General features: G+C 55.9%; 15 protein-coding genes. All 15 read left to right on the forward strand.

All coding sequences use genetic code 11. The features are described 5' to 3' along the window. The first annotated feature begins 1 nt into the window (after position 1). A complete protein-coding gene (locus GGE09_RS11685) occupies positions 2-1,507 on the forward strand; it encodes a potassium transporter TrkG (protein ID WP_309746313.1) in 1,506 nt (501 codons plus the stop codon). Between the two features lie 128 nt (positions 1,508-1,635). After that, positions 1,636-1,872, forward strand: coding sequence for an RNA chaperone Hfq (gene hfq, locus GGE09_RS11690; RefSeq protein WP_280097847.1), 237 nt, complete (start codon positions 1,636-1,638; stop codon positions 1,870-1,872). Between the two features lie 3 nt (positions 1,873-1,875). Beyond that, positions 1,876-3,138: a GTPase HflX gene (gene hflX, locus GGE09_RS11695; protein ID WP_309746314.1), complete on the forward strand. Its 1,263-nt coding sequence runs from the start codon at positions 1,876-1,878 to the stop codon at positions 3,136-3,138. Positions 3,139-3,356: 218 nt separating this feature from the next. Beyond that, the gene (locus GGE09_RS11700; RefSeq protein WP_405048550.1) at positions 3,357-4,256 is read left to right on the forward strand and encodes an AAA family ATPase; all 900 of its coding nucleotides are present in this window, start codon (positions 3,357-3,359) and stop codon (positions 4,254-4,256) included. Further along, positions 4,253-5,149, forward strand: a complete 897-nt coding sequence (locus tag GGE09_RS11705) for an MBL fold metallo-hydrolase (protein ID WP_309746315.1) — start codon at positions 4,253-4,255, stop codon at positions 5,147-5,149. The genes GGE09_RS11700 and GGE09_RS11705 overlap by 4 nt, the downstream gene beginning before the upstream one ends. Beyond that, complete coding sequence (locus GGE09_RS11710) at positions 5,142-6,386, forward strand: VWA domain-containing protein (protein ID WP_309746316.1); 1,245 nt, start codon at positions 5,142-5,144, stop codon at positions 6,384-6,386. The genes GGE09_RS11705 and GGE09_RS11710 overlap by 8 nt, the downstream gene beginning before the upstream one ends. Continuing rightward, complete coding sequence (locus GGE09_RS11715; RefSeq protein ID WP_309746317.1) at positions 6,383-7,357, forward strand: XdhC family protein; 975 nt, start codon at positions 6,383-6,385, stop codon at positions 7,355-7,357. Before GGE09_RS11710 ends, GGE09_RS11715 begins: the two co-directional genes overlap by 4 nt. Continuing rightward, positions 7,354-8,964 (forward strand): molybdopterin-binding/glycosyltransferase family 2 protein, encoded by a 1,611-nt coding sequence (locus GGE09_RS11720; protein ID WP_309746318.1) that lies wholly within the window; start codon positions 7,354-7,356, stop codon positions 8,962-8,964. The genes GGE09_RS11715 and GGE09_RS11720 overlap by 4 nt, the downstream gene beginning before the upstream one ends. Before the next feature lie 53 nt (positions 8,965-9,017). Next, positions 9,018-9,977, forward strand: coding sequence for a GAF domain-containing protein (locus GGE09_RS11725; protein WP_309746319.1), 960 nt, complete (start codon positions 9,018-9,020; stop codon positions 9,975-9,977). A gap of 126 nt (positions 9,978-10,103) precedes the next feature. Next, positions 10,104-10,547 carry a carbon monoxide dehydrogenase subunit G gene (locus tag GGE09_RS11730; RefSeq protein ID WP_309746320.1) on the forward strand — a complete coding sequence of 148 codons (444 nt, stop codon included), beginning with the start codon at positions 10,104-10,106 and terminating at the stop codon, positions 10,545-10,547. 55 nt (positions 10,548-10,602) lie between these two features. Then, the gene (locus GGE09_RS11735) at positions 10,603-11,082 is read left to right on the forward strand and encodes a 2Fe-2S iron-sulfur cluster-binding protein (protein ID WP_309746321.1); all 480 of its coding nucleotides are present in this window, start codon (positions 10,603-10,605) and stop codon (positions 11,080-11,082) included. A gap of 14 nt (positions 11,083-11,096) precedes the next feature. Beyond that, a complete protein-coding gene (locus GGE09_RS11740; RefSeq protein WP_309746322.1) occupies positions 11,097-13,460 on the forward strand; it encodes a xanthine dehydrogenase family protein molybdopterin-binding subunit in 2,364 nt (787 codons plus the stop codon). Positions 13,461-13,473: 13 nt separating this feature from the next. Continuing rightward, positions 13,474-14,268, forward strand: a complete 795-nt coding sequence (locus tag GGE09_RS11745) for a xanthine dehydrogenase family protein subunit M (protein WP_309746323.1) — start codon at positions 13,474-13,476, stop codon at positions 14,266-14,268. Positions 14,269-14,336: 68 nt separating this feature from the next. Further along, positions 14,337-15,203, forward strand: coding sequence for a LysR family transcriptional regulator (locus GGE09_RS11750; RefSeq protein WP_309746324.1), 867 nt, complete (start codon positions 14,337-14,339; stop codon positions 15,201-15,203). Between the two features lie 251 nt (positions 15,204-15,454). Beyond that, complete coding sequence (locus tag GGE09_RS11755) at positions 15,455-15,691, forward strand: hypothetical protein (protein ID WP_309746325.1); 237 nt, start codon at positions 15,455-15,457, stop codon at positions 15,689-15,691. Positions 15,692-15,789 lie beyond the last annotated feature (98 nt).

Genomic DNA, 15,789 nt, shown 5'->3' on the forward strand with positions numbered 1-15,789 from the left:
CATGGCATGGATTCGCTCCCTTCCGCTGTTTGTTCAACTGCTCGGGTTTGCGGTTGTGATGATGTATATCCCAATGGCCTTTGCCATTCGGCTGGAAGACTGGGATGTGGCGCGGACGTTCTTTTATTACACCACATTCCTGCTGATCCTGCTGTCTTTGGTAGGCATAGCTGTGTCGGGTTATACGGGGCGCAATACGGCGCGCAACTATCTGGTCACGGTCTTTGCTGCCTTTTTGACCATTCCCGCGCTGCTCGCGCTGCCATTCAATTATATGATTAGTTCGATCACCTATTTTCAGGCTTATTTCGAAATGCTCAGCTGCCTGACCACCACAGGCGCGACACTGTTTGATGATCCAACCATCGTGCCAGCCCCCTTGCATTTGATGCGGGCGATTGTGGGCTGGGTCGGCGGGTTCTTCATCCTTGTGGTCGCAATGGCGATTTTTGCACCGCTCAACATCGGCGGCTTTGAAATCTTTGCGGCGGGCAAAGGCTTGCAGAAATCCAGCAACCAGATCGCCAGCGTTGACGCCACCCAGCGTCTGACCCGCTATGGTTCGCAAATTTTTCCCGTCTATGTGGCGGTTACCGCCTGTTTGACGCTGGCCTTGCTGGTAGCAGGGGATCGCACTTTGGTGGCCGTGTCCCACGCCATGTCGATCATCTCCACCAGTGGCATTTCCCCTGTCGGCGGCCTGAAAGGGTCAAACAGCGGCTACGCAGGCGAGGTGTTGATGTTCCTTTTCCTGTTCTTCGCCGTGTCCCGCCACACGTTCTTTTTCAACTCTGACCGCGAGTTTTTTCAGAACCTCAAGCTGGACAAAGAAATCAATCTGGTTCTGATCTGCTTGACCGTCATCCCGATCCTACTGTTCGTGCGCCACTGGACCGCCGCCTATGAAGTCTCAGCAGAAGCCGAACTTCCCAGCGTGCTTGCCGCCTTTTGGGGCGCTATTTTCACCGTGCTGTCTTTCCTGTCGACTACAGGATTTGAAAGTGCCGCATGGGAGGGCGCGCGCAATTGGTCTGGCTTGGGCACAACCGGTTTGATCCTGATGAGCCTGTCCATCATGGGCGGCGGTATCGCCACCACGGCAGGGGGCGTGAAACTGTTGCGGGTTTATGCGTTGTACAAACACGGCCAGCGGGAAATCCAACGGCTGAACCACCCCCATTCCATCGCAGGCGCATCCCGTCGCGTGCGCCTGATCCGCCGCGAGGGGGCGCAGATCGCGTGGATCTTCCTGATGCTGTTTGTTCTGTCCCTTGGTCTGGTCGCACTGGCCCTGTCTGCCACGGGAATCGGCTTTTCCGACAGCCTGTTGTTTGCCACCGCAGGCATGTCCAACACTGGCCCTCTTGCACGGGCGGCGGGTGAAGGGTTCACAGGCTACGCGAATATTTCGGACATCGGCAAAATGATCCTCTGTGTGGCAATGATCCTTGGTCGGCTAGAGGCTTTGGCCGTAATTGCAGTGCTTAATCCGAACTATTGGCGATAAAGCACCAAAACTGAACAAACCGCGCATTTTCTACTGGCCAAACACTGGCATTCTCCCATAGTCTCTTGCGGAATGAAAACAATATCCCGCGGCTTATCAATGCGGGGCATAAAACTGAAAGCTGACACATGGCTGGCGATAAACAAAACCTTCAGGATGCGTTCCTTAACAATGTTCGCAAATCCAAAATTTCCGTCACAATTTTTTTGATCAACGGGGTCAAGCTGCAGGGCATGATCACCTGGTTCGATAATTTCTGCGTTTTGTTGCGTCGTGACGGCCAAAGCCAGCTTGTTTATAAACACGCCATTTCAACAATTATGCCAGCACAAGCCGTACAATTGTACGACGGCGAGGAAAGCTAAAACTTGGAACGCGTCTGCGTCCTCTACCCGGACATTGCAAATACTGACACGCGGCGGCTGCCAGAACATGCCCTTGCCGAGGCCATGTCCTTGGCCCATGCGCTGCATCTTGATGTGGCTTACGGGGATGTGGTTAATCTGCGCAAACCCCAAGCAGGGCTGTTGTTTGGCAAGGGTAAACTCGAAGAACTGGCCAAACGGATCAAAGAGGAAGAAATCACGCTTGTCATTATTGACGGGCCGGTTTCCCCGATCCAACAGCGCAATCTTGAACGGCACTGGGATGTCAAAGTTCTGGACCGAACCGGCCTGATTCTGGAAATCTTTTCCGATCGCGCAGCCACCCGCGAAGGGGTGTTGCAGGTGGATCTGGCGGCGCTCAGCTATTCCAAAACCCGTCTTGTGCGGGCTTGGACCCACCTTGAACGTCAACGGGGCGGGCTTAGCTTTATCGGCGGGTCAGGCGAAACCCAGATTGAATCGGACCGCCGCGCCATTGACGACGCCATTGTGCGACTGAAAAAACAACTGTCCAAAGTGGTCAAAACCCGCGAACTGCACCGCGCCGCACGCGCTAAAGTTCCCTATCCGATTGTGGCGCTCGTGGGCTATACCAACGCGGGCAAATCTACGCTGTTTAACAGGTTAACCGGCGCTGATGTGATGGCCAAAGACATGCTCTTTGCCACACTCGACCCGACCATGCGAGAAGTTGAATTGCCCGACGGCCAAAAGATCATCCTGTCCGATACTGTTGGATTTATTTCCGAATTGCCGACCCAACTTGTCGCTGCCTTTCGTGCCACACTAGAAGAGGTTCTGGACGCTGATCTGATTCTGCATGTGCGCGATATTGCCCATCCGGAAACACGGGCTCAGGCAGCAGACGTGCGCGATATTCTAACCGATTTGGGTATTTCCCAAGCCGCCAATGACTCTATGATAGAAGTCTGGAATAAGGCTGATCTGCTCTCGCCGGAAGCCCTTGAAACGGCCCAGAATAAAGCGGACCGCTCTGATCACATCCAGACATTGTCTGCGACCACAGGGCAGGGCATAGACGCTTTGCTTGCCAGCATCGACAACGCACTGGAAGACCCGAAAATCACTGAAACCATTCGCCTCGCCTATTCCGAAGGGGCCCGCCGTGCGTGGTTGTTTGAACAGAATGTGATCGAGGAAGAAGCCTTCTGGGATCAGGGCTATGAAATCACTGTAACTTGGACTGCCAAACAAGCCGCCCAATTTGAAAAATACGGCAGCTAAAGGCAGCCTGACGGCTCTTTTTGGTCCCAATATCCCCGCCGGAGGCACGCATCCCATGCCTCTGGCCCGACAAAACCAATTCATATAGCGCACGCGCAGCAATCACAGTAAAACCCGCTCCCGTCTCACATCTGCGACACATCGGGGCGCCCCAATCTCTGTGGCCCCTTTCTTCGGCTCGTAAAACTGCTACATTTTGCGCAACCAAGGATGTTCCAATGATTGCACTGCCAAATTCCATCGACGCGACCCAAACCCTTTTGTCCGACGAAAACTATATTTGTGACAGGTCTTTGGCCACGCTGGTCTATCTGGCGCTGACCCTGCATCGCCCGATTTTCCTTGAAGGCGAAGCAGGGGTTGGCAAAACCGAACTGGCCAAAACCCTTAGTACCGCATTGGGGCGCAAACTGATCCGCCTGCAATGTTACGAAGGACTGGATGCGGCCTCGGCGGTTTATGAATGGAACTTCGCCGCCCAGATGATCGCCCTGCGTGCGGCAGGCGAAGGCGGCATGTCTGAAGACGCGCTATTCACCGAAAAATACCTGATCCGTCGCCCGCTGCTGGATGCTATGCAGAACCACGAAGGCGGGCCGCCGATCCTGTTGATCGACGAAATCGACCGCACGGATGAACCTTTCGAAGCCTTCCTGCTGGAAGCCCTTTCGGATTATCAGGTCACCATCCCCGAACTTGGAACCATCAAAGCCCCCGAACCGCCCATCGTGATCCTGACGTCAAATCGCACCCGCGAAGTCCACGACGCGCTGAAACGCCGTTGTCTGTATCACTGGGTTGATTACCCCAGCTTTAGTCGGGAATTAGAAATCCTGCACGCCCGCGCCCCCGAGGCGACAGAAACCCTAAGCCGCGAAGTGGTGGCCTTTGTCCAATCCCTGCGTGAGGCGGATTTGTTTAAGAACCCGGGCGTGGCAGAGACAATCGACTGGGCCAAATGCCTTGTAGCACTGGACGCCGTGGCCCTGTCGCCCGAAGTCATCGCAGACACATTGGGCGCGGTTCTGAAATATCAGGATGATATTTCTAAAGTTGCAGGTTCTGAAGCCACACGGATTCTAGATACGGCCCGTGCCAACCTTGCCAACGCCCCATGACCCTGCCGCATTTGCGTATATTAGAACCCCACGCGGGATTATTCGCCTATTATGACGGGCGTATTGCAGGATATCGCTTTGATCCGCGCCCCAATTGGGTGGATGAGGGCGGCTTGGGGCTTGGCATTGCCAGCTACGCGCTGATCCACGACAGCCACGCCATTGTCTATGACACAGGCACCACCCCCGCCCATGGCCGCGCCATTGCCGCCCATCTAAAAGGGCAGGGTGTTCAGACAATTACGATCGTTTACTCCCATTGGCACAAAGATCACGTGGCGGGCACTGCACAAATTCTCGATGTGTTTCCGGACAGCCCTGTTCTTGCCAACACCCGAACCTTTCAGCACTTGTCTGACAACAAAGCCGATCTGGAAAGCAGCCGCCGCTGGCCTGCGATTAAGCCGCTTGTCTTGCCGACGAAAAACTTTGAAACAACCCATACTTTCATGTTTGGACCCCGCCGGATTGAGTTGATCCTGCACAACATCCATTCCGATGACGCCTCTGTCCTGTGGTTGCCGAACGAGCGTATTTTACTGGCGGGTGACACGTTGGAAGACCCGATCACCTATGTGGATGAACCCCAGGATTTTGCCTGTCATCTGACCGATCTGGATCGCCTTGAATCTTTAAAACCAGCGAAAATCCTGCCCTGTCACGGGAACGCCGATGTTATCGACTCTGGCGGGTATGCGCCCACATTGATCACAGCAACACAAAGCTACACCCGATGGCTGGCGGCTTTGTCTTCAAACCCGTCCGAGTCTAGCCGCCCGATTGAAGACATCCTCGCAGATCATTTTGCCGCAAATCACATCACATGGTTTGAACCTTATGCAGCGGTTCACGCGGCTAATGTGGATGCAGCCCTGAAGGTGTCCCATGGGTGATCAAGCCAACCTCGGCCTGCCGCAAAACGGGAAGCTGTCAGATAATATCGTCTATTTCGTGCGCACCCTGCGCCGTGCAGGTGTGCCGGTTGGGCCGGCTCAAACCCTCTCGGCCATTCGTGCGGTGGAAGTTGCAGGCTTTACCGAGCGGCGGGATTTTTACTTTACCCTGCGGGCCTGCCTAATCACCCGCGCCGAACATCTGGATGTGTTCGAGCGGATTTTTTCCATGTTCTGGCGCGACCCTGAATTCATCGAAATCATGATCCAGACCATGTTGCCGATGATCCAGACCCAAGCCGCGCCCAAAGCTCCTAAAACCGCCGAACAACGGGCCGCCGAGGCGATGCTGGAAGGCGCGCCGCCCCCCGCCCAGCCCGACGTCGATAACGCCCGCGAAGAAGTGGAACTGGACGCACAATTCAGCCTGTCAGCCAATGAAAAACTGCAATCCATGGATTTTGAACAAATGTCCAACGCGGAACTGGCCGATGCAAAACGGGCCATTGCCCAGATGACACTGCCAATCAAACCGATTAAAAACCGCCGCTTGCAGGCCAGTTCAACAGGCAGTCAGACTGATGCCCGTGCAACGATGCGCGCGGCCATGCGCACGGGCGGGGAAATCCTCAAGCTACCGCGCAAAACCCACAGCACCCGCAATCCCGATCTGGTAGCGCTTTGTGATATTTCGGGATCCATGTCTACCTATTCACGGCTTTTCATGCACTTCTTGCATTCGGTTTCCGTGACCAAAGGCCAAGGCTGGGCCAAGGTGCATTCCTTCACTTTTGGCACCCGCCTGACCAATATCAGCCGCAGCTTGTCGCAACGCGACCCTGATGCGGCGCTGAAAACGGTCGGGGCGCAAGCCAAGGATTGGGACGGGGGAACGCGGATCGGCACGTCTTTGGCCGCGTTCAACAAACACTGGTCGCGCCGTGTTTTATCACGCGGCGCTGTGGTTTTGCTGGTGACAGATGGGCTGGAGCGCCAAGACCCCGCCGAACTGGCCCGAGAGGCCGAGCGGCTGAAATTGTCTTGCCGCCAAGTGATCTGGCTGAACCCTTTGATGCGCTGGGACGGGTTTACCCCCCAAGCCGCTGGCATCCGGGCATTGTTGCCCCATGTTGACAGTTTCCATTCCTGCCATAGTCTTAACGCGTTAAGAGACCTGACAGAGGCGCTGTCCACTGGGAACTCTGGCGAAAAACAACGATTGATGGGGCTGTTATGACGAATGATCTGCTTGATAATATGCCTGCTGTGGCGCTGGACTACATCAATTCCGGTCATAGGGCGGCGATTGCCACTGTGATCCTGACTTGGGGCAGTGCGCCACGTCCTGTGGGCGCACAACTGGCGATCCGCGATGACGGGGTGTTTCAAGGCTCGGTTTCGGGGGGCTGCGTCGAAGGCGCCGTGGTCGCCGAGGCTTTAGAGGCGTTGGAACAGGGCGATTGCCGTATTTTGGAATACGGCGTGTCGGATGAAGATGTCTTTGCGGTTGGCCTTGCCTGCGGCGGGGATATTAAAATTTTGGTAGAACCGATTGGCGTCGGGCAGGGGCCTGATATAGATCAACTGCAAGCCCTGACTGCTGCGCGCAAAGAACGCCGCCCGATGGGGGTTGAAACAAATCTGAACACTTGGAACCGTCGCTTGATCGGCCCGACAGATGCACCTGCACGCTTTGCTTCGGATAAATCCGGTGTGGACGATGATGTGTTTACGGTGATCCAGAACCCCGCTTTGCGCCTGATTGTTGTGGGGGCGGTGCATATTGCACAGGCGCTGTTGCCGATGGCGCGGATTGCAGGTTACGCCCCATATCTGATTGACCCAAGGGACAGTTTTGGTAGCCAGTCCCGCTTTCCCGATGAAACCATCGTGAATGACTGGCCCGATGCGGCGGTGGCTGAACTGGGGCTTGATGCCCGTACCGCGCTAGTGACCCTGACCCATGACCCGAAACTCGACACGCCCGCTTTGGCCGCAGGCTTGAAATCCGACGCGTTTTATATCGGGGCGCTCGGGTCCGGCCGCACCCATGCCAAACGCCGTGCGCAATTGGTTGAACTCGGGTTTGAGGACACCCAGATTGACCGGATCAGCGGACCTGTAGGGCTGGATATCGGTGCCGCCACACCTGCGGAAATTGCCCTGTCGATTATGGCTGAAATCACCCAGACGTTACGCAAACTATGAAATTCGGCCCGCTTTTGGTGGCAGACTGCCTTGGCTATACTTTGGCCCATTCCTTTCAACAGGACGGGTTGCGGCTGGGCAAAGGGCATGTGTTAACCGTGGCGGATATTGAGCGTTTGACGGGGTTAGGCGTCACCTATCTGACAGTGGCCCAATTTGCGCCAGACGATGTAGAAGAAAACACCGCCGCCGCTGAATTGGCACATCTGTTAAGTGCCGATCATATTCGCATAACCGAACCCTTGAACGGGCGGGTCAATCTGATCGCCAAAACCGATGGGATATTGCGGGTGAACGCCAGCGAAATCGCCGCCTTTAATACTGTAGACGAGGCAATCACCATTGCCACTTTGCCCGATTATGCCCGTCTGCATAATGGCACCATGTTGGCCACGATCAAGATCATTCCCTATGCCACCCCCCGTCAGAAAGTCACCGCTGCGGCCCAAAGCCTAACGGCGCAAAGCCTTGTCTTGCATCCTTTCACCCCGAAAACCGCCGCTTTGATCCTGACACAGACACCGGGGTTCAAAGCCTCACTTCTGAGCAAAGGGGAAACCGCTGTGCGTGCGCGGGCTGTTTCCCTTGGGCTAAAGCTGACCTCGGTTGAAACCGTGGCCCATCAGACAGAGGCTGTGGCAGCGGCTATCAAGCGGGCAGCCCACGTGGATATGACCCTGATCCTTGGGGCCTCGGCCACGTCAGACCGAAACGACGTGGCGCCAGCGGGACTGATTGCAGCAGGGGGGGAAGTGACCCGTTTCGGCATGCCCGTTGACCCCGGAAACCTGCTGTTTCTGGGCGATCTGGGCGGCAAACCTGTGGTTGGACTGCCTGGCTGTTGTCGATCGCCTGCACTGAACGGGGTGGATTGGGTGCTGGAACGGCTGATGGCCGATCTGCCCGTCAGCCACGCCGACATCGCCGCCATGGGGGTTGGGGGCCTGTTGAAAGAAGTGCCCGCCCGCACCCAGCCGCGCCGTATTCGCACATCAGCCAAGCCACCGGCGCCCCATATTTTGCTGCTGGCGGCAGGGCAATCCAGCCGGATGCGGGGCGATAACAAACTGCTGCGCGAAATCGACGGTGTGCCGCTGGTTCTGCGCACGGCCCAGCGCTTGGCAGGGTCTAAAGCGGCGGGGTTAAGCATTGTCATCAACAGCCAAAACGCTGCGATCAAACAGGTGCTTCAGAATCATCCTGCTCCGGTTATCGAAGCCAAAGACGCGGCTTCGGGCCTTGCGGCCAGCTTGCGGGCGGGGATCAACGGTCTGCCGCCTGAAACCAATGCGGTGATTGTTGCATTGGCAGATATGCCCGATGTGACAGCGGCCGATATTGATGCGCTGATCGACGGGTTTGATCCATCCCATGGCGCTTTGATCGTAGCGCCAGTAGCGCCCAACGGCAAGCGGGGCAATCCGGTGCTGTTTGATCGGCGTTACTTTGAACCGCTGGCCAGTCTAAGTGGCGACACCGGTGCCAAAGCCCTGATCGAGTCTGAAAGCGACGGGCTGCGCCTGATCCCGCGGGGCAGCGGGGTGCTGGTGGATCTGGACACCCCCGAGGCTTGGGCGGAATGGCTGGCAGGGCAGCAGATCGCCTGACGGCTTGATTTATGTGCGAACCCGTGGTCTGGTCACAAGCGGGAGGACCAGTGATGCCAGCGCAAGAATACGCCAGCCACGTGGAAAAAGTACATGCCGAGGTGGAGGGCCGCGCCCCCGCCCGTTCTGCCATTGCCGCATCCTGGGCACGATCTATGTTCCATCACGGATTGGAGCCCGACCTGCGCCGCCGTCAGGATCTGCTGACCCAATCCGAATTGAAACTGGAACAACAGCGGCTGGACCGTTTGTTGTATATAGCCAAGCCGATTATGGAAAACCTGTTCACCGCCGTGGTGAAAACCGGTTGCTGTGTGATGCTGACCAACAAAGACAGCGTGGTACTGCATCGCTTGATCCATGACGTGGACGCACGATCGCTGAACACACTGGGTGCGCGGTCCGGCGCAATCTGGAGCGAGCAGCGCGTTGGCACCAACGGCGTTGGCACCTGCGCCTTGGAAGAACGCCCTGTGCTGATCTATAAAGACCAGCATTATCTGGAAGAGATCATCGGCATGTCCTGTGCGGGGGCGCCGATTTTTGATGCCACAGGGCAGTTGATCGCGGTGCTGGATATTTCCAGTGCGCGGGATGATATGCACGACAGTTTCGCACAAATGATGGCCTCTTTGGTGATCAGCGCGGCCAACCGGATAGAGACCGAGTATTTTCGTGCTTCTTTTGACGGCGCGCGGATCATTGTGGCGGACGGGATTACCGCCCTTGGCACGCCGCTGCTGGCCTCGGATCGGGATGATCTGGTGATCGGGGCCAACCGCGCCGCCCGTCGCCTGTTCGGCCTGCAAAACGAAAGCTTTGACATACCGCTGCCTCGCCATGAAATTCTGGCTGAAGACAGCCCCCCCACAGGATTGATGGATGCAGAACGGGCCGCGATCCGCCGGGCATTGGCCACGGCAAAGGGCAATGCAACTGTTGCGGCCAAACATTTGGGCGTCAGTCGGGCCACTTTCTATCGGCTCTTGAAAAAGCACCATCTGAACGCTTGACCTGTCTCACCCCTGAGACACATTCACATAGTATTGTATCCGTTGCAGGCTGGCGCGGGGGCGATGTCGTTGACAGGCTTTGGTCTTCTGCAGTCTAATTTTTTACAAAGGGGAGGATACGAAAACATGGACATGTCTGGCGAATACCGCATCAACGCACCTATTCAAACGGTCTGGGATGCCATCCAGAATCCCGATATTCTACGCGTGGCGATTCCGGGCTGTGAAGAACTGGATAAAACCAGCGACACGGAAATGAGCGCCAAGGTTTCTTTGAAAATCGGACCGGTGAAAGCCAAATTCGCAGGTGAGGTGACCCTAAAAGATATGGTCGCCCCAAGCGCACTGAAAATCGAAGGCGAAGGCAAAGGCGGCATCGCAGGCTTTGCCAAAGGCGGGGCTGCCGTCCAACTGGCCGAGGACGGCGCAGACACAATTTTAACCTATCAGGCCGAAGCACAGGTGGGTGGCAAGATCGCACAGCTTGGCTCTCGGTTGATCCAGTCCACGGCGGCGAAACTGGCGGATAAGTTCTTTGCCAATCTCAAGGACGAACTGGAAGACGCCTGATCTTCAAAAACACATAGTAAGGGGCTGATATGCCCGTCAATTCTGGGAGGACATTATGACTAAAATATCAATGACCGTGAACGGGAAGGCGCGCAGCGTCGATGTGCCCGACAACACGTTGCTGGTGGATTACATCCGTGAAAACCTGCGTTTGACCGGCACACATGTGGGCTGTGACACGTCCCAATGTGGCGCCTGTGTGGTGCATGTGGACGGGCAGGCGGTGAAATCCTGCACCATGCTAGCGGCCGCTGCCCAAGGCGCGGAAGTTACCACCATCGAAGGGGTTGCGGCTGGTAAAGACGACCTGCACCCGATGCAAACCGCGTTCAAAGAAAACCATGGCCTGCAATGTGGGTTTTGCACCCCTGGCATGATCATGACCGCCACCGATATGGTGAAACGCTATAAGGAAGCTGGAAAAACACTGGACGAAGACGCCATCCGCGAAGAACTGGAAGGCAATATTTGTCGCTGCACCGGCTATCATAACATTGTCAAATCGATCGCCGACGGCGCATCGAAAATGGCATAAGGGAGGGCAATATCATGACTGATCAAGGAATTGGCGCCCGTGTCCTGCGCAAAGAGGACAAACGTTTCATCACCGGCAAAGGCAAATATACCGACGATATTATTGAACCCAATCAGGCCTATGCGGCCTTTGTGCGCAGCCCGCACGCCCATGCGAATGTGAAAAGCATTGATGCCTCTGCCGCCGAAGCGATGGAGGGTGTTGAGGCAGTATTGAACGGCCATCAACTGACCGGTGACGGGATTGGTAACATCATTTGCGGTTGGGGGATTACCTCAAAGGATGGCAGCCCGATGAATATGGGCGCATGGTCCGCGCTGGCCACCGATAAGGTGCGGTATGTAGGCGATGCAGTGGCCGTGGTGATTGCGGACAGCAAAGCACAGGCACAGGCCGCAGCCGAAGCAGTGATTGTTGAATATGACGTGCTGCCCGCCACATCAAACGTCTTGGCAACCCTGAAAGACGGCGCGCCGCAAATCCACGAAAACGCGCCTGGCAATCTGATCTTTGACTGGGAAATCGGCAACAAAGACGAAACCGACGCGGCTTTGGCAACGGCCCATCATAAAACCACGATGGACATCACCAATAACCGTCTGTCGCCAAACCCGATGGAACCCCGTTCCGCCGTTGCCACCTTTAACGAGGCCGATGACCACTACACATTGTACACCACATCGCAAAACCCCCATGTGGCGCGTTTGGTGCTGTCTGCGTTCTACAACGTGGCCCCTGAACACAAATTGCGGGTGATTGCGCCGGATGTGGGCGGCGGTTTCGGGGCAAAAATTTATATCTACCCCGAAGAAATAGTTTGCCTTTGGGCCTCGATGAAGACCAATCGCTCGGTGAAATGGACGTCCACACGATCCGAGGCATTTTTGACCGATGCCCATGGGCGCGACCATGTTTCCACGGCCACGATGGGCTTTGACAAAGACAACAACATCGTTGGCTTCAAGATCAACACCAAGGCGAACCTCGGCGCGTATATGTCTCTGTTCTCGTCTTCGGTGCCAACATATCTGTATGCCACGCTGTTGTCGGGCCAGTATAACATCGCCAATGTCTATTGTGATGTGCAGACCTATTACACCAATACCGTGCCGGTCGATGCCTATCGCGGGGCAGGGCGCCCCGAGGCCGCATATCTGATCGAGCGGGTGATGGAAACGGCGGCACGCGAGCTTGGCGTGGATCCGGGCGAATTGCGACGCCAGAATTTTGTCACGCAGTTCCCCCACCAAACTCCTGTGATCATGGCTTATGACAGCGGTGATTTCGCAGGCAATCTGGACGAAGCCAAAGCCGCCGCCGATGTGGCAGGTTTCCCTGCCCGTAAAGCAGAAGCAGCGTCTCGTGGCAAACTGCGGGGCTTGGGGTATTCCAACTATATCGAGGCCTGCGGTATCGCGCCCTCAGCCGCTGTTGGATCACTTGGGGCAGGTGTGGGTCTGTGGGAAAGTGCCGAAGTGCGCGTCAATCCCGTGGGCACTATCGAAATCCTGACCGGATCGCACAGTCACGGGCAGGGGCATGAAACCACGTTTGCCCAACTGGTGTCTGAACGGTTTGATCTGCCAACCGAAAACATCCAGATCGTGCATGGTGATACGGATAAAGTGCAGTTTGGCATGGGCACCTACGGGTCCCGTTCTGGCGCTGTAGGCATGTCAGCCATTTCCAAAGCGCTCGATAAAGTCGAGGCCAAAGTCAAAAAGATCGCGGCCCATGTTTTAGAGGCTTCCGAGGATGACATCATCATTGAAGGCGGCGAAGTGAAGGTCAAAGGCACCGACAAAGCCATGGGCTGGCACGAGGTCGGGCTGTCCGCCTATACGGCGCATAATTTGCCCGAAGGCATGGAACCGGGGCTGAAGGAGGGGGCGTTTTACGATCCCACCAACTTTACCTTCCCCGCTGGCTGTTACATTTGCGAGGTCGAAGTGGACCCTGCAACAGGTGTGACGGAAATCGTGCAATTCACCGCATCGGATGATTTTGGTACCATCATCAACCCGATGATCGTTGAAGGTCAGGTTCACGGCGGCATTACCCAAGGGATCGGCCAAGCCATGATGGAACATGCCGTTTATGATGAAGGCGGTCAGTTGCTGTCTGGATCGTACATGGATTACTGCATGCCCCGCGCTGATGATGTGCCAAATTACACCGTCAGCCACCACAGCACCGTTTGCCCGGGCAATCCCCTTGGCATGAAAGGTTGCGGCGAAGCAGGGGCCATCGGTTCGCCCCCTGCGGTGATCAACGCCATCACAGATGCCATTGGCAACAACAACCTGCATATGCCAGCCACCCCGTCACGGGTCTGGGCGGCGATCCAGCAGGTCTCCGCAGCCCATGCTGCAGAATAAGGAGTGATTAACCATGTATGAGACAACATATTACCGCGCCTCCTCTGTGTCCGATGCCACGTCAAAACTGGCAGGCACCGAGGATGGTAAATTTCTGGCAGGTGGGCAAACCTTGGTGCCCACCATGAAGCAGCGCCTTGCAGCGCCCTCTGATCTGATTGACGTGTCCGGCATCGAAGCCCTGCGCAGCATTTCGGTGGACGGCGATGTGGTGACGGTGGGGGCGTCTTGCACCCATGCACAGGTTGCAGGGTCTGGCGATGTGGCCACGGCCATTCCCGCCCTTGCCGCCCTTGCGGGGGGCATCGGGGATCCAGCAGTGCGCGCCCGTGGCACCATCGGCGGGTCCATCGCCAACAACGATCCGGCTGCCGATTATCCTGCGGCCTGTCTGGGACTTGGCGCGACAATTGTGACGGATTCACGGGAAATCCCTGCGGATGATTTTTTTGTCGGCATGTTTGAAACTGCATTGGAAGAGGGCGAAATGATCACTGCCGTCAAATTCCCCAAAGCGGCCAAAGCAGGCTATGCAAAATTCCCAAACCCTGCATCGCGCTATGCGATGGTCGGGGTGCTGGCCGCCCAAGCCGCAGACGGAGTGCGCGTCGCTGTGACAGGCGCTGGCAACGACGGTGTGTTCCGTCACGCAGCACTCGAAACTGCCCTTGGCGCGGATTGGTCGGCTGCTGCCACCGAAGGTGTGACAACCGATGCGGGTGACATGCTGGCCGACATCCACGGTTCGGCCGAATACCGCGCCCATCTTGTGGCGGTTATTGCAGGTCGGGCCGTTGACAACAGCTAAAGACTGCTAAAACACTCAAAGGCCTCTGACCCGTTCGGGCAGGGGCCTTTTTTGTTGCGGAGCCGCCCATGGACATCATCCACATGAAAACCCTGATCGCCGTGATCGAGGAAAGCGGCTTTACCGCAGCGGCGGCGCGGCTTGGCATTGCAAAATCCGTCTGTTCGCGCCGGATCACCGATCTGGAAACCGATCTGGGCGCGCAACTGGTACATCGCACCACCCGCTCTGTAGTGCCCACCGATCTGGGTCGGGACTATTATCAAAACTGTCTGGATATTCTGGCGCGGATCGACGCGGCAAATGAAGCCGCGAAATGTGGCAGTGCCACGATTTCAGGCCGACTGCGCCTGTCTGTGCCAATCAGCTACACCGAAGCTGTACTGGCCCCGAAACTGGATGCTTTCACTAAAGAGCACACCGACGTTGAACTGGTGCTGCATCTGTCTGACAACCGCGTTGATCTGATTTCCGAGGGCTTTGATGCGGCCATTCGGATCGGTGCCTTGGATGACAGTGGCCTGTTTGCGCGAAAACTGGGATCAACCCTGATCCAGTGCTGCGCCGCGCCATCCTACATCGCGGAACACGGTGCGCCTGAAACATTTGACGATTTGGCAAAACACCAATGTCTACGCTACAACAACCTCAGCTCGGGCGTGGAATGGCTGGCTACGCTGGACGGCGTTCCGGTGCGCAAACGCATCAACGGACGGTTTTCGTCCAATTCAGGAGCCTACAATCGCCGATTGGCCGTTGCAGGGCGCGGAATCGCGGTTTTACCTGATTTCATCATCGGGGATGGGTTTGAAAATGGGCAACTGGTGCCGCTTTTAACCAATTACATTTTTTCACACACGGACATCCACATCGTTTACCCACAAAAGCGAAACATGCCGGCTTCATTGCGCGCACTGATTGAACACCTGACTTAACATTGATTCGTTTAATTTTCCAAAGTGGTAAATTTTGGTTTACGCGCGCAAAGTTATTTTTAGTTGACTAGTCAAGCTTTTGATCTTTAACGAAATTTAAATTTGCGGCATATCTATCAAAATCAGGGGAATACCCTTACAATACAACACATCAATGGAGCTTGCTTGCATCGAGAATCCATTGGATCCGCAAGGGTTTAAATGCGCGGATTAATGGCAAAAGATGAAAACAAAATAGGATGGTGGGTTCAATGACTGTTGAATTACGGACAGGACAAGTTCTGTGGTACGATGCCAGTCGAGGTTATGGTCTGCTGCGCGAAGTTAACAATGGTACAGAAGTTTTTCTGACCAAAGACGCTTTGGATGCCTTTGGTTTGACGGGTGTAAACTCGGGGACCGAGATGGATTTTGATGCGATTGAGGGCACCAGTTCTATGAAGGTCGTGACCATCAAGCGGCTTAGTGGCAACCAAGGGCTTCATTAACGTTGTAGGACAGGGCTGCATTTTGTGGTCTGGGCGGGTGATGTCGGGGCCTTATGCGCAGTGACCGTTTCGATCTGATTTGGACAAATGCTGCAACG

It is taken from the genome of Roseobacter sp. N2S, from assembly GCF_031454055.1.
Taxonomy (GTDB): domain Bacteria; phylum Pseudomonadota; class Alphaproteobacteria; order Rhodobacterales; family Rhodobacteraceae; genus Amylibacter.